At 37.7% G+C, this 18,624-nt stretch carries 16 protein-coding genes and 2 pseudogenes; 10 read left to right on the plus strand and 8 right to left on the minus strand.

All coding sequences use genetic code 11. From position 1 onward, the window contains the following. Nucleotides 1-50 precede the first annotated feature (50 nt). The gene (locus tag ED622_RS08965) at nucleotides 51-1,076 is read left to right on the plus strand and encodes a glycosyltransferase family 2 protein (RefSeq protein WP_122033556.1); all 1,026 of its coding nucleotides are present in this window, start codon (nucleotides 51-53) and stop codon (nucleotides 1,074-1,076) included. A gap of 6 nt (nucleotides 1,077-1,082) precedes the next feature. Continuing rightward, nucleotides 1,083-2,510, plus strand: a complete 1,428-nt coding sequence (locus ED622_RS08970) for a glycosyltransferase family 39 protein (RefSeq protein ID WP_122033557.1) — start codon at nucleotides 1,083-1,085, stop codon at nucleotides 2,508-2,510. A gap of 74 nt (nucleotides 2,511-2,584) precedes the next feature. Here ED622_RS08970 and ED622_RS08975 read toward each other — a convergent pair whose 3' ends face one another. Further along, the gene (locus ED622_RS08975) at nucleotides 2,585-3,022 is read right to left on the minus strand and encodes a GtrA family protein (protein ID WP_122033558.1); all 438 of its coding nucleotides are present in this window, start codon (nucleotides 3,020-3,022) and stop codon (nucleotides 2,585-2,587) included. A gap of 198 nt (nucleotides 3,023-3,220) precedes the next feature. Between ED622_RS08975 and ED622_RS08980 the strand changes: the two genes are divergently transcribed. Together ED622_RS08980 and viaA are read left to right on the plus strand one after the other, a co-directional pair. Further along, on the plus strand, nucleotides 3,221-4,870 hold the full coding sequence (locus ED622_RS08980) for an ATPase RavA domain-containing protein (protein WP_122033559.1): 1,650 nt from the start codon (nucleotides 3,221-3,223) through the stop codon (nucleotides 4,868-4,870). Between the two features lie 33 nt (nucleotides 4,871-4,903). Next, nucleotides 4,904-6,352: an ATPase RavA stimulator ViaA gene (gene viaA / locus ED622_RS08985; RefSeq protein WP_122033560.1), complete on the plus strand. Its 1,449-nt coding sequence runs from the start codon at nucleotides 4,904-4,906 to the stop codon at nucleotides 6,350-6,352. Between the two features lie 5 nt (nucleotides 6,353-6,357). Here viaA and ED622_RS08990 read toward each other — a convergent pair whose 3' ends face one another. Next, on the minus strand, nucleotides 6,358-6,603 hold the full coding sequence (locus ED622_RS08990) for a DUF2960 domain-containing protein (protein ID WP_122033561.1): 246 nt from the start codon (nucleotides 6,601-6,603) through the stop codon (nucleotides 6,358-6,360). 44 nt (nucleotides 6,604-6,647) lie between these two features. Further along, complete coding sequence (locus ED622_RS08995; protein ID WP_122033562.1) at nucleotides 6,648-7,085, minus strand: DUF3069 domain-containing protein; 438 nt, start codon at nucleotides 7,083-7,085, stop codon at nucleotides 6,648-6,650. 207 nt (nucleotides 7,086-7,292) lie between these two features. On the opposite strand from ED622_RS08995, the gene ED622_RS09000 reads away from it, so the two are divergent. After that, nucleotides 7,293-7,919 (plus strand): OmpA family protein, encoded by a 627-nt coding sequence (locus ED622_RS09000; protein ID WP_122033563.1) that lies wholly within the window; start codon nucleotides 7,293-7,295, stop codon nucleotides 7,917-7,919. A gap of 60 nt (nucleotides 7,920-7,979) precedes the next feature. On the opposite strand, the gene ED622_RS09005 is transcribed toward ED622_RS09000, so the two are convergent. Beyond that, entirely contained in the window at nucleotides 7,980-8,450 is a 471-nt protein-coding gene (locus tag ED622_RS09005; protein ID WP_122033564.1) for a CreA family protein, read from the minus strand. 439 nt (nucleotides 8,451-8,889) lie between these two features. Between ED622_RS09005 and ED622_RS09010 the strand changes: the two genes are divergently transcribed. The 3 genes from ED622_RS09010 to ED622_RS09020 are packed head-to-tail and all read left to right on the plus strand — an operon-like array spanning nucleotide 8,890 to nucleotide 11,636. Beyond that, nucleotides 8,890-9,312 (plus strand): DUF3010 family protein, encoded by a 423-nt coding sequence (locus tag ED622_RS09010; RefSeq protein WP_122033565.1) that lies wholly within the window; start codon nucleotides 8,890-8,892, stop codon nucleotides 9,310-9,312. 47 nt (nucleotides 9,313-9,359) lie between these two features. Beyond that, nucleotides 9,360-9,851 carry a hypothetical protein gene (locus ED622_RS09015; RefSeq protein ID WP_254052611.1) on the plus strand — a complete coding sequence of 164 codons (492 nt, stop codon included), beginning with the start codon at nucleotides 9,360-9,362 and terminating at the stop codon, nucleotides 9,849-9,851. Between the two features lie 30 nt (nucleotides 9,852-9,881). Further along, complete coding sequence (locus ED622_RS09020; protein ID WP_122033566.1) at nucleotides 9,882-11,636, plus strand: HD domain-containing phosphohydrolase; 1,755 nt, start codon at nucleotides 9,882-9,884, stop codon at nucleotides 11,634-11,636. Between the two features lie 85 nt (nucleotides 11,637-11,721). Here ED622_RS09020 and gltS read toward each other — a convergent pair whose 3' ends face one another. From gltS to ED622_RS09035, 3 genes are all read right to left on the minus strand, one after another. Then, nucleotides 11,722-12,945: a sodium/glutamate symporter gene (gene gltS, locus ED622_RS09025; protein WP_122033567.1), complete on the minus strand. Its 1,224-nt coding sequence runs from the start codon at nucleotides 12,943-12,945 to the stop codon at nucleotides 11,722-11,724. A 215-nt stretch (nucleotides 12,946-13,160) separates the two neighbouring features. Continuing rightward, complete coding sequence (locus ED622_RS09030; protein ID WP_122033568.1) at nucleotides 13,161-14,144, minus strand: Solitary outer membrane autotransporter beta-barrel domain; 984 nt, start codon at nucleotides 14,142-14,144, stop codon at nucleotides 13,161-13,163. 181 nt (nucleotides 14,145-14,325) lie between these two features. Beyond that, on the minus strand, nucleotides 14,326-16,152 hold the full coding sequence (locus ED622_RS09035; RefSeq protein ID WP_122033569.1) for an ABC transporter ATP-binding protein: 1,827 nt from the start codon (nucleotides 16,150-16,152) through the stop codon (nucleotides 14,326-14,328). Between the two features lie 175 nt (nucleotides 16,153-16,327). On the opposite strand from ED622_RS09035, the pseudogene ED622_RS20155 reads away from it, so the two are divergent. Further along, nucleotides 16,328-16,799 (plus strand): annotated as a pseudogene (locus tag ED622_RS20155) (GTP-binding protein); the annotation flags it as partial. Nucleotides 16,800-16,873: 74 nt separating this feature from the next. Beyond that, nucleotides 16,874-17,302, plus strand: a pseudogene (locus ED622_RS20160) (GTP-binding protein); the annotation flags it as partial. 79 nt (nucleotides 17,303-17,381) lie between these two features. On the opposite strand, the gene ylqF reads toward ED622_RS20160, so the two are convergent. After that, a complete protein-coding gene (gene ylqF / locus ED622_RS09045) occupies nucleotides 17,382-18,317 on the minus strand; it encodes a ribosome biogenesis GTPase YlqF (RefSeq protein WP_122033571.1) in 936 nt (311 codons plus the stop codon). Nucleotides 18,318-18,624: the final 307 nt, after the last annotated feature.

Raw genomic sequence — 18,624 nt, forward strand, 5'->3', positions numbered from 1 at the left:
CATCGTTGATAGTACTGTTATTAGGTATTTATTAATCGAGCTTAATTATTATGTCTGCACTAACTTTAGTCACAGAGCCACATTCAATCCCTTTTTCTGGAGAAGCTGAACTCTCAGTTATCATCCCCGTTTTTAATGAAAGTGAATCGATTATAGAGTGTCATTCACGAGTTTGTTTAGTATTAGAATCACTTAACGAAGCATCTGAAATAATCTATGTTAATGATGGTAGTACGGATGACTCTTGGGGGCAATTGTTTGAGCTCTCATCTCCTGTAAAGCATGTAACTATTACAACAATAAATTTGTCACGAAATTTTGGTAAAGAAGCTGCGATGAGCGCTGGCTTAGTTGAAGCTAAAGGGGATGCGGTAATATTGCTTGATGCCGATCTACAAGATCCCCCTGAACTCATTCCAGAAATGCTGACTGAATGGCGCAAAGGCTATGATGTAGTGGATATGAAACGCAAAAGCCGTGATGGAGAAAGTTGGTTTAAGATATTTACGGCCTCTCTATTTTATAAAGTAATTAATAACTTATCTGATCTACCAATTCCTGAAAATGTCGGAGACTTTAGGCTCCTTGATCGAAAAGTCGTCGATCAAATTAATCAGCTACCTGAGAAAACTCGCTTTATGAAAGGGCTGTTTGCGTGGCCGGGCTTTCGTCGTACAACATTAGAGTTCAACCGTGATCCCCGTATTGCAGGTGAAACAAAATGGAACTATACAAAATTAATCCATCTCGCCTTTGAAGGCATTACCTCATTCAGTACTAAACCGTTACGAGTAGCAACAATGGCTGGCTTGTTTACCTCTGCATGTGCAATCGCAATGATGTTATTTGTGCTGTTTAAAACCGTATTATTTGGCGAGATGGTTGCGGGGTATCCGACATTAATTACCGTGATCTTATTATTGGGAGGGGTACAACTTCTTTCCATAGGCTTAATGGGCGAATACGTAGGTCGATTATTTATTGAGGCGAAAGGCAGGCCGCTTTATTTAATTATGGATAAAAACAATAAAACAATGAGTGACAACGTCACTGAAGTAGAACAAAAATTAGGTTAAGAATACATGAGCAATAATATAGAGAAAAATAACACGTTATTATGGGGCAAGATGGCAATGCTCCTAATTGCTTGTGTTTTGGTCGTTCGGTTGATATCACTCTTTTCATTCCCACTTATGGATACGACTGAAGCAAGATATGGCGAAATGGCACGTATCATGGCGGAAACTGGGGATTGGATCACCCCAATGTTTGATTACAACGTTCCATTTTGGGGAAAACCGCCGATCTTTACTTGGATCAGTGCTGCTGGTATTGAATTATTTGGTATTAATGAATTTGCAGTGCGAGTGCCTCATTTATTGTTGACCGTACTAATGCTAGTAATGAGCTACTGGTTCGTTAATAGTGAATTGAAAAACAAGGTCTTAGCATTAACGACAGTTGCAATTACGGCAACCAGCGCGGTATTTATTGTGGTGGGTGGTTCAGTCATGACCGATACGGCATTAACCCTAGCAATAACTCTTGGAATGATGTCATTTTGGAAGTTTTCTCAAAGTGAGGTGAAAAGCAAAGATGCCTATAAGTGGGGTTTGATTTTTGCTGTTGCAATGTCAATAGGAATGCTTTCTAAAGGGCCGTTAACCTTAGTGCTTGTTGGGATCTCTTTATTTGGTTGGTTAGCATTTAACAATCAATGGCGTTTGCTATTAAGCTTCCCATGGATAAGTTCATTAGGTTTATTCTTTGCTTTATCTGTGCCTTGGTATATAGCGGCAGAATTAAAAACTCCAGGATTCTTAGATTACTTTATTGTCGGAGAGCACTTTAAGCGCTTTGTGGTTAGCGGCTGGGAAGGTGACTTATACGGCTCTGCTCACAAAGAAGCGAGAGGGATGATTTGGGTCCATTGGTTAGGTGCCGCGTTACCTTGGTCCCCATTATTAATTTGGCAGACGATTAAAGGATTACGTAGTGGTGATGCTTCAGAAAAAGGAAAGCCATCATTAAGAAGCTTTCTTTGGTGTTGGATGCTCGCTCCAATGATCTTATTCACCATGTCAGGAAATATATTAGCAAGTTATACCATGCCTGCGATCCCTGCTATGGCGATATTGGTGGCAATGAATATTAATTTTGAGAGTAAAAAACAATTCACTCTGGTTAAGGTTTGTGGATTAAGTATTTCGGTTATCTTGATCATCGTAACGGGTTTACTAGGAAGTAACTTAACCAGTAAGCAGGCGGAGAAAGGGCTACTTACATCATGGAAATTACAATCAAACCATACAGAACTGCCTTTGTATTATGTAGGTAAACGTCCATTCTCAGGCCAATTCTATTCTGATGGTGTAGCGCAGCAAGTGACAAATAAAGAAGAAATAACAACACCAAGTTATGTTGTTATTGATACTAAAAGAATTGAGCCGATTAACGGTTGTAATGCCGTTGCTGACTCTAAGAGAAGACGCTTACTTTATTGTCCATAAGGATAGATTGAAGTGAAGTAGATAAAATAAATCCCGATGTAATCAATGATTAGGTCGGGATTTTTTTGAAAGAGCTATGGCGTGGTGTGAGAAAAAACCCATTTATCGGCAAAATTAAAATTAATGATCATGCCAAGTAAGATGCCAGGGATCATTAAAAGATAAGGAATAGTAGAGATAAATAAGTCATGATTTAGCCCTAGACTTTCAAAAAGGGAAATAAAGAAACCCAGCTTTGGGATCAATAAAGCGTAACAGCCCCAGTTTGGAATAAAGCCAAAGCAAGAAGACGTCAGAAACTTTAACCATTCTTTCGTTTTGTTTTTGCTTTGTTGCTTTTTAAAAGTGAGCTGACGGTTGAGCCACCAGTTTGACGAGGCTGCCACCCAAAATGAACTAGCACGAGCGGAAGACATAGGTAGCCACTGTGATAAGAGTGCCATAGCCGTCACATCGACCACAAATCCAGCCCCACCAACTAGCCCAAATAGGACTGGTTTCTTTTTATTCATATACACTAACTCATGAAAATCATAGAGAGCAACTATAGAGTTGAGAGCGTAAAAAAAGCGTGAAAATAGAGAAATACGACTAATTGGGTAGATGAAGTGGTTATTAATCAAGCGATTGTATCAATATCTAACTATGTACCTTCTAAAAATTACATTATACTCAAGAGAAATGTGGTATCTGAAATGTAAGGGAATGTAATGCAAGGTAACTCAATAAGAACCAGTGCAGAGCGAGCGTTGTTATCAGAACGTATTCAAAAACTGACAACCGCGCTATCTGATGGGGTATATGAAAGAGAAGATACAATGAGGTTGTGTCTGCTTGCTGCACTCTCTGGTGAAAGTGTATTCTTGCTTGGTCCTCCAGGTATCGCGAAAAGTTTAATAGCAAAACGATTAATTAAAGCGTTTGATAACAGTAGTTATTTTGAATATTTAATGACAAGGTTCTCGACACCAGAAGAGGTGTTTGGGCCATTATCAATTCAAGAACTTAAAGACAATGGAAAATACGTTCGATTGACTCAAGGGTATTTACCTACGGCTCAAGTTGTCTTCTTAGATGAGATTTGGAAAGCGGGTCCTGCCATTCTTAATACCTTGTTAACTGTTGTTAATGAAAAAACCTTTAAAAATGGTAATGAAATCCTTCCAGTTCCAATGCGCCTTCTTATTTCCGCCTCGAATGAATTACCGGATGAAGACAGTGGTCTAGACGCCTTATATGACCGTATGTTAGTTCGCATATTTGTAAATCGAATCCAAGATAAAAACAATTTTAAATCTATGTTGATGACGGGCACGATCCAAGAAACTGAAATCGACCCAACATTAGTTGTTACAGATGCGGAATACCATCAGTGGCAAAAAGAGTTTGATGGACTGACCCTATCCGAAGAAGTATTTGAAAAACTGTTTGAGTTAAAAACAATGCTTGAGAAACATAATGCGTCTTATGATGATTCATTATATGTTTCAGATCGCCGTTGGAAAAAATCAGTTAAATTACTTAAAGCCTCTGCATTCTTTAGTGGTCGTGATGAAATTAATCCAATGGATTTACTGTTACTTCAAGATTGTTTATGGACAACCCCAGATAACCGCGAGCAAGTAAGAGAAAGTATTCGTTCTTTTGCTTCGGACAAAGCGTTTGACCAAAAAAATGTCTCAATGAACATAGAGATGATTCAAACCGATATCGCAGAGATGGAAGCGCAAGTTCTTGTTGAACAAGGCATTGCTTTTCATATTGAATCTGGCGGTAATCGTTTGATGAAAAAAGAAAGCTTTGAATTTGATTTCAATAAAGGAAAACGTTACAGCGTTGGTCATACGAATCAACTGGTGAAGTTTATTATGTTGCAATCAAATATGTCTGTTTCTGAAAGTGAAAAAGGGGACAGTCGTTGGGTGTATGTTAACCCTGAAGAGCTGGCTAAGCAGATGAAAGAAGGCAGAGCCACGGTATATGGTTATGTAAACCAGAACCAAAACCTGTGCAGCTTAACGTTTGAATTGGATGCTGACTCCAGATTAGTAATCAAAGATATCGCAAATCGTTCTGTTCTTGTTGGTATGGTTGGTCATAATGATCCTACACAGGTTCAGTTTGACGAGTGGTCAAAAAAGATCGCACATAATCAACGTCAACTGGATGAAGCAGAGCATCAATTAAGAAAAAGTCGTGCGCAATTTCATGCGGCACTGCCTCATCATTTTATAGAAGAGGGCTTGCCATCTGTGATTGAAAATAGCTTGCATCTTTTGGGGCAGCGTATTGAAAGTTGTAAAACTCAATTTGATGGAGCAAGTCGTCGAATGTTGAAATTTAGTGATTACTATTCTTAAAAGTATGGTGTGTCTTAGTATGCGGGGAGATTTATGTTAGGTGTAGATGCATTAAACTTGGTAGTGATGGTTGCCGAATCAGGGATGATAGACTCCTCAATTACTGAGATTTTATCAAGACCGCAATTCTTAACGGCGGCTAAATCTAACCCTAATATAAAACCCACCCTTAAAAACCATATCTTAAAATGGCGTGGCAAAGTGAAACACAAGATGACAAAAGTGTGTGAAACTGAGCGTATACAAGAAGAGCTGGCTTTATATCAAGAAGTAATACACTGGAGTGAAGATGGGTTCTATCAAAAGATAGAGGAAGTGGTTGTTAAGTTAGAATGGCACTCTTCATTTTATATTGAAGCCAGTAAATTGGTAAAAAATAACAAAGGGTTATTTAACCCAATGTTTCCTCGTTTTTTTTGTGAGCGCTGGTACGAAAGCCTTTCCGATGCGATAAAAAAAGCGCAATTAACAGAACTTAAAGAAGATAAAGAGAAGCTGTTAGCCGATTTATATCAACGGATTGAAACACTGAAAACTATGGAATCAGTTTCAGCGGAAGGTGATGAAGCGCAGATAGGTAAACTCTGGGACATGGCATCGGCAAGATTAACAAAGTCAAATGTTGATATCATGAAGCTTCATGCTCGTTTTCTTAAGAAAAATAAAGGCCTACAAGAGATAGCTGCAAAGCTGGGTCGTATGGCTAATGAAGCACAAGATCATGACCGTTCACAAGCCGTTGCTGAAGAAGTCAAAGTGGTGGAAGAGAAAAGTGATTTTGTTACTGACGATATCGTAGGCATACAGGAAGGAGATGATCTCAGTCGATTATTACCAAATGAAACGTTATTCTTATCTCACCCTGAACTTGAAGTGATTTTTTATCAGCACTTAGTCGATAAACGCTTAATGAATTATCGTATGGAAGGAGCTGACAGAAAATTGCGTAAAGTCACTGCTCAATCAAGAGCATCAAATAACGCTCTGATTGAGAAAGGGCCATTTGTTATCTGTGTTGATGCATCAGGCTCAATGAGTGGCTTCCCAGAGCAGTGCGCTAAGGCTCTTGCCTATGGGTTAATGCAAATAGCATTGGCAGAAGAGCGAGATTGCTACGTGATCTTATTTTCAACTCAACAAATCACCTATGAGCTATCAAAACAAGACGGGCTTAAAGAAGTTGCAGACTTTTTATCGTATAGATTCCATGGTGGGACAGATTTAGAACCGGTGTTAGAGCAATCAATTGAGCTTATGCACGGGGATAAATACAAAAATGCAGATTTAGTTGTATTGTCAGACTTTATAGCACCAACGCAATCTGAACATATCGATGCGATGATAGGGGACTTAAAACAGTGTCAGAATCGTTTTCATGCGGTGTGTCTATCTAAATATGGAAATCCAGCATTAATGGCGATGTTTGACCATACTTGGTCTTATCATCCATCAATGCTAGGTAGATTAACGCAAATCAGATAATTGCGTTATTCTCCATCTCTCACAAAGCGAACTTTACTAAAACCTAATTTAGTAAAGTAGCTGTGACGGAAATCCTTTACTGCACCAGGGTTACTTGATGCCATTTCCACTTGCTTAAGCATGGTATCAAATTTTGAGATATCAATGCCTTCAGCTGCCGCAGCGGCTTCAAATGGACCGTGAAATTCACGGAACGAAAAAGGGATCTCTTTCGTTTCTGATTTATAAGTGTAACGAACAGTACGAGCCATTATAATTCCTCGAAAAAAGGTGGCTTGGCCACCTTTAACATCAATTACTTCTTAAAGATGTCAGCAAGTTCACGTCTCATGATTGGATCACGACGTGCTTTCTTAATTTGCTTAGTAAGATCTTTCACACAGTTATGAAGAACTTGGTCAAGAAGCTGAGAGCGATATTCTGCTTTAGCGTCGTCGTCCATGTTTTCAGGAAGTTCGATAGTTTCGAACTCAGCCATGAAATCATAACCAGCGTAGCTTTGGCTTAAAGAAACTAATGCGTGGAATTGCTCAAAGTTATCTAGAACTTGTTGAGCACTTCTTGGCATTTCATCCCAAGATTCACGAACAGCAATTTCTGCGACTTCATGAACAGAAACAAGCATGTGCCACATTTCTTCAGGAACGCTTTCAAACTCAATTACTTTTTTAAGTTCTGGAGAGATAGTTGCTAAATCAATAGCTTCTTTTTTTGTATTTTCAACTTCAGACATGGGCATTTCTCGTCATATAAAAATGAAATGGTAACCAGACCACAAGAAATGTCAATTCTATTCATAACAGTAAAGGTAAATTGGGAAGTAATTGTTCTATTTAGAAGCAAAAAGAAGGAATAAGGGTCACAAAATCACGCTTTCCACTTAAAGGAATAACTCTTCACGCCGATAGGGTTTAAAGGAATAACAATACTTGGATTAATTATGGTTAGAATTTTATCACTTTGCACTTCATTATTATTAGTGGGCTGTGTTTATCAAGGTAACTCTTTATTAGATACAGCACCTAAAACTAAAGAAGAGACGCCACACCCAACATTTGAAGATCCTTATAAGTCATCAGCAGAGGAAACAGAATCTGTAGAGGTGACTCATACGCTAACTGGGCCAAATGGCGAGCTAAAAGATGATGATATGAGAAAAGTGGCAGATCAATTAACTGAGTTAGGTGTTACTTATCATGAAGTGAGTGATGATCAGCTTGTAATTTCGATTCAAGAGAAGGTTCATTTCTCTAGTGCAAAAGCGGAATTAACGCCATTAGCAAAAAACTTATTAAATAAACTTATCTCTGTTATGGCAACAAAACCTGAACTTGCTTTGGTATTGGATGGACACACTGATGTAACGGGTAATGCGGTTAATAATCAGAATTTGTCAGAGATGAGATCAAACGAAGTTCGTCGTTATTTATTAGCCAATAAATTGAATGCTGCACAGCTTTATTCTCGTGGCTTTGGTGAGTATTTACCATTATGTGACAACGAGACGCTTCTTGGACGAAAATGCAATCGCCGAGTAGAGATTACCGTGCTGAAAATTCATTGGTAGAAATTGAGAGATAAAATGCAAACTGGATAGGGGAAACCATTATCCAGTTTGTGATTTATATTATTGAGTAGAGATTACAGGCTCTACATATGCCTTAGTACCCCACAGTGGTACTGTAGACAGGCTGTGTTTAAAACTACCTTCGGTTTCTTTAGTTGTATAAGATAAGTAAAGTAGAGTTTGGTTTTCTGCATCATAGATACGTCTAACTTTCATCGATTTGAAGAAAATACTTTTCGACTGCTTGAACACAACTTCACCTGATTTACCTCTATCAATTTGAGCTATCATCTCAGGGGTAATCTCGCCAGTTTGACGGCATGAGATTGAAGAGTCACTTGGGTCAGCTAGACTTAAGTTCGCTTCAACTGAAGCAATGTGGCAAGTCACACCAGGAATTTTGTCATCATCAAGGTTTGAGATTTTGATGTCTTTCATAGTAAATAAGCCTAGCGACACATCGCCAACCTCGTTATCTGAGCAGCCAGCAAGTAATCCTACAATACTTAACGCTATTAGTAATTTTTTCATAAAGTTATTCTCTAAATGGGCGATACAGTAACTATAACATTAAATGTGATTTTTTAGTGAAGAGGATCTCTTTTGAGGTCAAAGCCTTTTTATTAGGCGTTGAGGTTTCTACTCATTAGCAGTGATTACTTGTTAAGGTACGTAGAGCTAAAAGAGGGTAAATATGAGTGTTTCATTTATTAGAAATACGCTAGTATTTATTTTATAGAATTTGATTGTGGATTATATTGTGAAAAAACAAATCATTACCGTTTTGATGATGGCAGCATTAATGGCCGGTTGTAGTTCTGCACCACAACAAAGAATGTGTGTTCCTGATTTTTGTAATATTTGGGGGCAATGATTTTTAGTAGCTCATTTTTATTGTTAGATTCAACGTATCTATTTAATTAATTTAAGCTTATAATCAATAAGTTCAAGACATTGTTAGGATTTTAAAATGAAAGTATGTGGCGTAGAGCTTAAAGGTAATGAAGCAATCATCTGTTTAGTGAATAAATCAGATGGCATGATTGACCTACCAGATTGTCGTGTTGCTAAATTTGATATTACTGAGCCATCTAAAACGGAATCTATCCGTGATTTTCAGTTTAAATTTAAAAAATTAATGCAAGATTACCAAATTGAAACGGTTGTAATTAAAGAACGTTTGATGAAAGGTAAATTTGCTGGTGGCGCTGTTGGTTTTAAACTAGAAGCCGCTATTCAACTTATTGATGACATTGAAGTTGAAGTACTAACTGCAGCAGACCAAAAAGCAAGCCTTAAACGTGCACCTGAAATGGTACGTGTAAAAGAGATTGGCCTTAAAGGTTACCAACAAGAAGCATATGAAGCTGCTTATGCTTTCTTAAACCTCTAAAATTTAATGATATAAAGGATGGGTAACCATCCTTTTTTGTAGGTGCTATGACGATTAATTCTGAAACATTCCATCAGCAAAAGCTGGCTTGGTTAGTAAATCAAGTTAATGTTGACTTTCCTACACCTGAAAGTGTAAAAGGTCGCGATGTTTACTTAAAGCAACCTGCTAAAGACGCTGTAGAACATCTATTCTCTGAAGTTTCCCTTCCTGAGACAGTATCCGTTTTACCTGTTACAGAACATAGATTAACTATTCGTTGGGCAATGACAGTGGCAAGTCAATGGACTGCCGAATACGATGATATGCTTGAGTTTTTAACTCAAATTGATCTGTGTGATGATTATCAATTGTTTGTTGCTCTTGATGGTATGAAACCGATCGCAGCATGTTTGTCTCACGTTGCTGAAGATATCATGTATGTTTCTGACATCGCACTAACCAGTGATACTATCAATGAAAGTGGCTTTTTAAGTGCAGTGATGGCTCAGCAGTCTATCAAATTTAAAAATACCTTTAAGACTTGCATTAAAAACTAATTTTTTGTTTGTTTATTGAGCGATAAATGTATGCGTAATTACTCTTCATTATTGTTTAGTTTATTTATAGTGTTTTTCTCGTTGAGTTCTGCTGCGCAGGCTGCTGGTACAGATAAACCGATTAATATTTTGGTTTTACACTCATACAGTCCTTCTTATGAGTGGACCAAAAATATTGAAGACGGAATAAAAAACACAATTAAAAATAGTGATAGACCAATTCGACTGTCCATTGAGTATATGGATTCAAAACGAATTAAAGGTAATGAGTATAGAGCGCAATATACTATTTATTTAGAAGCTAAGTACACAAGAGATTACTTTAATGCGATTGTTGTTTCTGATGATAATGGACTCAACTTTCTTATTCAAAATGGCGACCAGTTATTTCCTAGCATTCCTATTGTTGCTGTTGGTATAAATAATCTTAATATTGAACTCGGTTCGTTAAAAGATCGAACCACGGTTTATTATGAAAGGGACCATATTTCTAAAAATTTAGAATTGGTTCAATCTCTTTTTCCTCAAACAAAAAACGTTTATCTGCTTAGCGATGATAGTTTAACGTCTCAACTCATCCGCCGTCGATTTTTAAATGAAGCAAAAAACTTTCCAAATTTAACCATCATTACCATTAGTGATAAACCTCTGGCAGAAGCCGCATTATTCTTATCGCAACTTCCTCCTAAATCGGTAGTTTTTTTAACGCACTATAATACTGAATTACAACAGGGGCGATATTATGATTATGCGTCGGTGGCTTCTATATTAGCAAAAAATAGTTCAGCGCCAATCTTTGTGTTTTGGGAACATTATATTGGCTATGGTGTGCTAGGTGGTTATGTTAACCGTTCATACTCACTAGGCGTTCAATCGATTTTATCACTAAGCCATAAATTGAAATTTTCATTGATTGATAGTGTGATAGATTTTCCTACCGCATGGGAAGGATTTGTCTTTGAGCATGGGGTAGTTGAAAAGTTTAAGTTAGAAAAAGAAGATTTGCCATACGCATCAAGGATTGTAAATAAACCATCCTCATACCTTTATGAAAATAGAAATATAATCACGGTAACCGTTCTCTTAATCGCAATGATGTTAGGGATAATTATTACTCAGTTCATCGCTATTCGTCGTAAAAAAGAATTGAACGAGAACAAGTCACATATTTTAGCTCTACAAAATAAAACGTTAAACGTACAAAGGGAAATGATTGAAGTTCTCGGAGAGGCGATTGAAACACGCTCAGGAGAAACGGGAAATCATGTACGTCGTGTAGCTAAAATGTCACGATTGTTAGGTAAGATATATGGCTTGCCTAAAAGTGAATATAAACTTATTGAAGTGATAAGCCCAATGCATGATGTTGGTAAAATTGGGATCCCTGAAGCAATATTGGATAAGCCTGGAAGATTAACCCAAGAAGAAAGAGTGATTATTGAAACTCATACTGAAATTGGCTATAAGTTGTTAAGCTCTGGTGATGGCGAACTAATGCAATCGGCCGCTAGAATAGCATTGGAACATCATGAACGCTGGGATGGGAAAGGGTATCCAAATAAACTCGCCGAACATGAGATACATATTTTTGCTCGTATTACTGCCATTACTGACGTGTTTGATGCATTAATGAGTAAACGTTGCTATAAAGAAGCATGGCCGCTAGAAAAGGTTGTTGAGCTGTTTACTCGAGAGTGTGGGAAGCAATTTGATCCAGAATTATGCGATTTGTTTCTTAGAAATATAGATGAATTTGTAGATATACGTCAACAATACCCAGATTGAATTGTTAACTATACGCTGTGAACTCATACAAAAAAGCCGACGATTCAAAACTGAATGGTCGGCTTTTTGTTATTTGAAATAAAGATTATCCAATAAAGCTAATGTAGGTTTGTAAAATAATTAAATTTACAATATCGATAAAGAACGCACCTACAATAGGTACTACCATAAATGCTTGTGGAGAGGGACCAAAACGAGAAACTAATGATCCCATGTTCATTACCGCGGTAGGCGTTGCACCTAGGCCAAAGCCACAGTGTCCGCCTGCCATTACAGCCGCATCATAGTTTGAGCCCATAGCACGGAACGTAATAAAGTATGAGAACAATGCTAATACAACAGTTTGAACTGACAGAATAACTAACAATGGAATGGCTAAATCAAAGATATTCCATAATTTTAGGCTCATTAATGCCATAGCTAAAAATAGAGCCAGTGAGACAGTACCCAAAATATCCACGGTCTCAGTATCTATTTTATGAACTTTAGTCACTTCAGTAATGTTGGTAATGAATACACCAATAAACAAGGCATAGACAAAATCAGGGATCTTTAGCCATGCAATATCAAAGGTAGCTACAAAATCACCAAGATAACCAGCACCCACAACACATAGTAAAAGTACGAATAGAGTTTCAATTACTTTTTTAGCGGTGACTTTTTCTTCTTCGCGTTCATTATAGGTTACCACTTCAGGGAAGCGGGTATGCGTATCGATTCCTGTACCGTATTCAGATTCAAGCTTATGTTTATGAATTAGCTTTTGAGCAATAGGGCTACCGATTAATCCACCCATAATTAAACCAAACGTTGCTGATGCCATTGCAAGCTCAAGCGTATTTAGATGATACGTTTCAGCAAACGTCTGCGACCAAGCTGCACCAGTTCCGTGACCACCAGATAGTGTAATAGAACCTGCAATTAATCCCATTAACGGATCAAGTCCCATTAAGCTAGCAAGGCTGACACCAATACCGTTTTGGATAATGATGTAAACAGAAGCGACTGCAAGGAATAAGAAGACTTTAGTTCCTCCTTTTATCAATTGCTTATAATTTGCCGCTAGACCAACCGTACTAAAGAACATCAACATGAATGTACTTTGTAATGGTAAAGAGAACTGTAAGTTAATTCCCTGGAAGTGCAATAGCGTAATAGCGACAGCAACAATTAACCCACCAACAATCGGTTCTGGGATGTTGTATTTTTTAAATAGCACAACTTTTGAATTGATTAGGTGACCTAAAAATAGCACCGCAATGGCAATTAAAAATGATTCTAGTGCGCCAATAGATAGAGTGTTTGACATAGTACTCCTACGTTGAAATATCATTCCTTTTTTTCATTAAATAACACTAACGAAAATAAATGAAGAATAAATGTATTTTAATGCATTTACCTTGAAGGATATTGTCTGATTTTAAGGGGCGATAGTACCATTTTTATCAATGCGATAGGGTTATCGTGAAGTAAAATATATAAACTCACTGTTATGGTTGCTATTTTTAATGATGTTTTTGGTAGTTATTCATCGTAAAACAAGACAATACTTCCACCACGTAGAGCACTACCTACATTAAAAGTGAAACCAATGCCTACATTATCCACAAGGGAAATCCATTTTCTAGTATCGATTAACCATGCAATATTGAACTCATAATAGTAATCAGTACCTAGAGGTTCGTTCACATCACCACCAAGATCTACACGTTTTGCTTTTAAGTAAAGAACTTGAGCCAAGCGATTCCAATGCGCCATGTTGTATCTAAGTTGAACGCTATTTACAAAGCGCCACACCTCAGGATTAACATCAGAACTAACATCTGATGACCCACCAAAACCTTGGCCAAATGCATAGTGATAACTATTATTGAATCGCCACTCTCCCCAGTCTGTTTCTTTTTTGTACTCAAATGTGATTTTAGGTTCAATCACAAATGTATTCGTCGTTACGTTATAGTAATTACCATCGAGGTAAGGGGATAGAGTTTGGCTAAAATGTGAATTATATTTATGTGTATTTTTGTAATGCATTAAGTGGAAAGCATTACCAAAGGATATGGTCCAGTTCTCACGGAAAACATAATTTTGTGCGTATTCAGCATAAAGACCAAAGACTTCATCTAAATCAGAATCTGGAGAGGATTTATCATCAAATTTAACATCAATATCAGTATTTACATAAGAAGCTCGTAAGGTAACTTCATGACTCCAGAGAGAATCGGGATCATCAGTTAACTCAAAGGTATAAGGGAGGGAGTAAACCGTCATTTTACTGCGTAAATCAATAGAATCGGAGCTACCAATATTTTCGTTATCGGTTTCTAAATAGTTATTAGGATTAAAATCAGCGATACCAAAGGTGATCATATTACTATCAGATAGAACTAACGAGGTCGCGAATGCAGCTTCAAATCTATCGGCAGGGGTAATATCCCGGGCAATAGCCTTGTCCATTACCACATTAAGTAATAAAACAATAAGAAGGGAGATTGGTCCGCGTAGCATGGTCAGTCCTTTGAAAAGAGTTACTCATAATGTAGTAGAAATTATCCTTAAAATCTACACTAAATCAGCCTGTTATAATAAAGTGTCCTAAAATTAATACTCTTAGCTACTATATGAATATAAAGTGAAAACACAATAAGAAAAATATCAAATTATGTTTTCACTTATAAATTATCTTTTCTTAATCGCTGATAAATCCGCCAGTTTGGTGGGCCCAAAGTTGAGCGTAAATCCCTCCTAATTGAACAAGCTCTTGGTGTGTACCTTGTTCAACCACTTTGCCTTGATCCATCACTAATAATCTATCCATTGCGGCAATGGTTGATAAACGGTGTGCAATAGCTATTACTGTTTTACCTTCCATTAACTCATCTAAGCTGTCTTGTATTGCGGCTTCTACTTCAGAATCAAGTGCTGAGGTTGCCTCATCTAAGATCAATAGCGGTGCATCTTTGAGGAGTACTCGTGATATAGCAATACGTTGACGCTGGCCACCAGAAAGTTTAACCCCTCGCTCACCAACTTGTGCATCGTAGCCTTTACTGCCATATGAGTCTGTTAAGGTTTCAATAAACTCATGAGCTTGGGCTTGCTTGGTTGCTGCAAACAGTTCGTCATCACTTGCATCAGGTCTACCATATTTGATGTTATCTCTGATAGAGCGATGAAGTAGGGAAGTATCCTGACTAACCATACCTATTTGACTACGTAATGAATCTTGAGTTACATCCCGTAGATCGTGACCATCAATAGAAATAGAACCTGATTCAATGTCATGAAAACGGAGTAACAGATTAACTAATGTGGATTTACCCGCACCAGAGCGACCAACTAAGCCAATTTTTTCGCCTGGTTTGATCTCGAGGGTTAAATCGTTAATGACGCCTTTATTTTCGCCATAATGAAAATTAACGTTATCAAATTTAATACTGCCCTGAGTAACCTTTAGTTCTGTCGCATTCGGTTTATCGTTAATGGTGATAGGTTTTGCGAGGGTATTCATCCCATCAGTTACAGTACCTAGATTTTCAAACAACGAACTGATTTCCCACATGATCCAGTGAGACATACCATTAACACGTAAAGCTAGACTAATCGCGATAGCAATGGCACCTACAGAAAGAACATTATCAATCCACAGCATGATAGATACCGCAGCGATAGAAAAAACAAGAAGATAGTTGATAATTTCAACAGAGATATTAATCCCAGTAGCTAAACGCATCTGTTTATGTACAGTACCAAGAAACTCTTTCATACCCTCTTCGGCGTACTCTGTTTCACGTTTACTGTGACTAAATAGTTTCACTGTATTAATGTTTGTATAGCTATCAACAATACGGCCTGTCATGGTCGAACGAGCATCGGCTTGTTTTTCAGAAATCGCTTTTAATTTTGGAACAAAGTAGAACTGGATAGCAATATAGGCCGCTAGCCAGATCAGCATTGGTGCCATTAAACGCCAGTCTGCTTGACCAACCATAACGATCATTGAGGTGAAATAAACGGAGATATACACCAATACATCAAGTAATTTCATTACCGTTTCACGAACAGACAGAGAGGTTTGCATTACCTTTGTCGCAATACGTCCGGCGAAATCATCGGAATAAAATGACACACTCTGTTTTAAAAGGTATCGATGGGCCTGCCAGCGAATAGCCATTGGGTAATTTCCCAATAACGTTTGGTGGGTAATAAGAGAGTGTATAAGGATTAAAATAGGAACCCCAACCACCACAAGTAGACCTAGCCACATTAAAGTGTGCCCTTCTTGAGCTAGAAATGTCTCTCTATCATGTGTTGATAACCAATCAACCAATTGCCCCATAAAACCAAATAAAGAGACTTCAATTACCGCAATAATGGCACTTAGAGAAGACATAGCAATAAGAGGGATCTCATAACCTCTTGTATAATGACGACAAAATGCATACAAGCCTTTAGGCGGCTGTTTTGGTTCTTGCTTTGGAAAAGCGGTAGTAAGCCGTTCAAAGAAGTTAAACATACATAAAACCTTTAAATTAGAAAATAGACGATATGTCTACATATGATTAACATAACTCAAAATAGAACTTTATGTAATTGATTTTATAAGTTAATAGATAAGTTTTCTAAAATAATTAGTATCATGAGACACACTAGAGGTATCATAAAAAAAGATTGTACTAATAAAGAGTAATATGATGAAAAAAATACCAACTAATATTATTACCGGCTTCCTTGGTGTCGGTAAAACCACCACAATATTACAGCTGTTAAAAAACAAACCAGAAGAAGAGTCTTGGGCTGTTTTAGTCAATGAATTTGGTGAAGTTGGTATTGATGGTGCTTTCTTAACGGAAAGTGGTGCAATGGTGAAAGAGGTGCCTGGCGGTTGTATGTGTTGTACTGCAGGTTTACCAATGTCGGTTGGAATTAATGCACTCTTAAGACAAAAACCAGACCGCTTGATTATTGAACCAACGGGCTTAGGTCATCCTAAAAAAATATTGGCAATTTTACAGTCAGAAAACTATAAGAATTACATTGATTTAAAAGCAACACTTGGCCTTGTTGATCCTCGAAATCTCTCTGATGAGAAGTATACGAGTAATCAAAACTTTAATGACCAACTGAATATTTCTGATGTCGTTGTCGGGACTAAAATGGACATGACGACAGATGATGATGAATGTTTATTTCATTCTTGGGCTAAATCGTTACCACATCAACCAAAATCAACCACCATTAACCATGGTGAATTGCCTTTACAGTGGTTAGATGAAGAGCGAACGACTGAGTTAGTTATTGAAGAGCACCATCACCATCATGCTGAACAAGATATTGTGGAAATGGTATTAGAACCGGGCCAAAAATTCTGCCGTAAAGAAAATAAAGGACAGGGTTATGTCAGCTGTGGCTGGTTCTTTGGAGCCGAGTCGGTATTTGATTTTGATGAACTATTTTCAATGCTTTCAGCACTGACTGCTGAGCGTGTTAAAGCGGTGATGAACACGAACAAAGGTTTTTATGCATTCAATGTTGCTAATGGTGTTGTTTCTGTCAATTTACTTAGTATCGATGGCATGGAATCAAAATTAGAAGTGATTGATACTCAGCTGTTACCTTGGGATCAGTTGGAAGGTGTGTTATTAAGTTTACTTATTGAAGAGTAATAGGTTCAGTAATAAGAATAAAAAAAGAGAGGTTAACTTATTGGTTAACCTCTCTTTTTATATATATGTTTAAAAAGAATTAACGTTTGTTTTTCAAGTAACGCTTACGACGTTCTTCTTTTTTCTTAATTTGTTGTTCAACTTTAAGCGCTGCTGCAATTTCAACGGCTTCAAGTTCAGCAGGGATCATGTCTGGAAGCTCTAGAGTCAATTGACCTAATGTGCCAGAACGAAGTTCATGAAGCAGAATTTCAGACGCTTTATAGATATTAATTCGTCCGCCAGCTTGCAAGCAACCACGACTACGACCAATCGCTTCCATTAACTCTAAATCGTTATCCGGTAAGTCATCTAAGTTGTAACGCTCTTTTAAACGCTCTGGGTACTGTTTTGCTAAATACTCAACAGTATAGAAAGCCACTTCATCGTAATCCATTGCTGTATCTTTAACTGCACCAGTGGCAGCAAGACGGAAGCCACTGTGTGGATTTTCAACTTTAGGCCATAAAATACCAGGAGTATCAGAAAGAACGACCCCGTTTTGTAAGTTGATGCGCTGTTGACGACGAGTTACGGCAGGTTGGTTACCGGTTACTGCAATCATACGTCCGGCTAAGGTATTAATGATGGTTGATTTACCTACGTTCGGAATACCCATAATCATGGTGCGAACGTTTTTTCCCATCGCTTCACGGTGAGGAACCAGCTTACGACATCTTTCCATGATTTTATGGATTTCATCAGGGTTACTGGTTGTCACTGCCATTGCTGTAACGCCTTGCTCTTTCTCAAGGTGTTCAATCCAAAGTTGAGTCACTTCAGGATCTGCTAAATCACGCTTGTTCAAAACTTTAATACAAGGCTTATCTTGGCGTAGAGAGGCGATCATCGGATTCTCACTACTGAAAGGGATACGAGCATCAAGTACTTCGATGATCACATCCATTTTAGGGATCACTTCTGCGATCTCTTTTTGTGCTTTATGCATGTGACCAGGGAACCATTGGATGGACATAGCGTGAATCCTTTAAAAAATCAAAAACGCTATTTTAGCGGCAAAGTCACAAGAGTAAAGGGAAGTTATAGAGCTCTATGACTTTGTTAGGGTATCGCTATGGTGATTTCTTATAAACCGCCGTGAAAGTAACCAATATTATTTAATCCATATGTAACTACTGATGATGACAGTTCACACCGTTAAACAAGCTGAAATCGCTTCTACATCGGAAGAGCAGCATATAGTAAGTGCGGATATAGGAAAAATATTGAAGCAATTCATGAGTATCTCGTGAAGGAACAACTCAAGCTCGCGATACTGATTT

Origin of the sequence: Aliivibrio sp. EL58 (genome assembly GCF_900312675.1) — a bacterium.
Lineage (GTDB): Bacteria > Pseudomonadota > Gammaproteobacteria > Enterobacterales > Vibrionaceae > Aliivibrio.

What these genes read in the sequence shown, in the direction of transcription:
- ED622_RS08965 (WP_122033556.1), top strand. Translation starts at nt 51, where the DNA reads ATGTCTGCACTAACTTTAGTCACAGAGCCACATTCAATCCCTTTTTCT.
- ED622_RS08970 (WP_122033557.1), top strand. Translation starts at nt 1,083, where the DNA reads ATGAGCAATAATATAGAGAAAAATAACACGTTATTATGGGGCAAGATG.
- ED622_RS08975 (WP_122033558.1), bottom strand. Translation starts at nt 3,022, where the DNA reads ATGAATAAAAAGAAACCAGTCCTATTTGGGCTAGTTGGTGGGGCTGGA.
- ED622_RS08980 (WP_122033559.1), top strand. Translation starts at nt 3,221, where the DNA reads ATGCAAGGTAACTCAATAAGAACCAGTGCAGAGCGAGCGTTGTTATCA.
- viaA (WP_122033560.1), top strand. Translation starts at nt 4,904, where the DNA reads ATGTTAGGTGTAGATGCATTAAACTTGGTAGTGATGGTTGCCGAATCA.
- ED622_RS08990 (WP_122033561.1), bottom strand. Translation starts at nt 6,603, where the DNA reads ATGGCTCGTACTGTTCGTTACACTTATAAATCAGAAACGAAAGAGATC.
- ED622_RS08995 (WP_122033562.1), bottom strand. Translation starts at nt 7,085, where the DNA reads ATGTCTGAAGTTGAAAATACAAAAAAAGAAGCTATTGATTTAGCAACT.
- ED622_RS09000 (WP_122033563.1), top strand. Translation starts at nt 7,293, where the DNA reads ATGGTTAGAATTTTATCACTTTGCACTTCATTATTATTAGTGGGCTGT.
- ED622_RS09005 (WP_122033564.1), bottom strand. Translation starts at nt 8,450, where the DNA reads ATGAAAAAATTACTAATAGCGTTAAGTATTGTAGGATTACTTGCTGGC.
- ED622_RS09010 (WP_122033565.1), top strand. Translation starts at nt 8,890, where the DNA reads ATGAAAGTATGTGGCGTAGAGCTTAAAGGTAATGAAGCAATCATCTGT.
- ED622_RS09015 (WP_254052611.1), top strand. Translation starts at nt 9,360, where the DNA reads ATGACGATTAATTCTGAAACATTCCATCAGCAAAAGCTGGCTTGGTTA.
- ED622_RS09020 (WP_122033566.1), top strand. Translation starts at nt 9,882, where the DNA reads ATGCGTAATTACTCTTCATTATTGTTTAGTTTATTTATAGTGTTTTTC.
- gltS (WP_122033567.1), bottom strand. Translation starts at nt 12,945, where the DNA reads ATGTCAAACACTCTATCTATTGGCGCACTAGAATCATTTTTAATTGCC.
- ED622_RS09030 (WP_122033568.1), bottom strand. Translation starts at nt 14,144, where the DNA reads ATGCTACGCGGACCAATCTCCCTTCTTATTGTTTTATTACTTAATGTG.
- ED622_RS09035 (WP_122033569.1), bottom strand. Translation starts at nt 16,152, where the DNA reads ATGTTTAACTTCTTTGAACGGCTTACTACCGCTTTTCCAAAGCAAGAA.
- ylqF (WP_122033571.1), bottom strand. Translation starts at nt 18,317, where the DNA reads ATGTCCATCCAATGGTTCCCTGGTCACATGCATAAAGCACAAAAAGAG.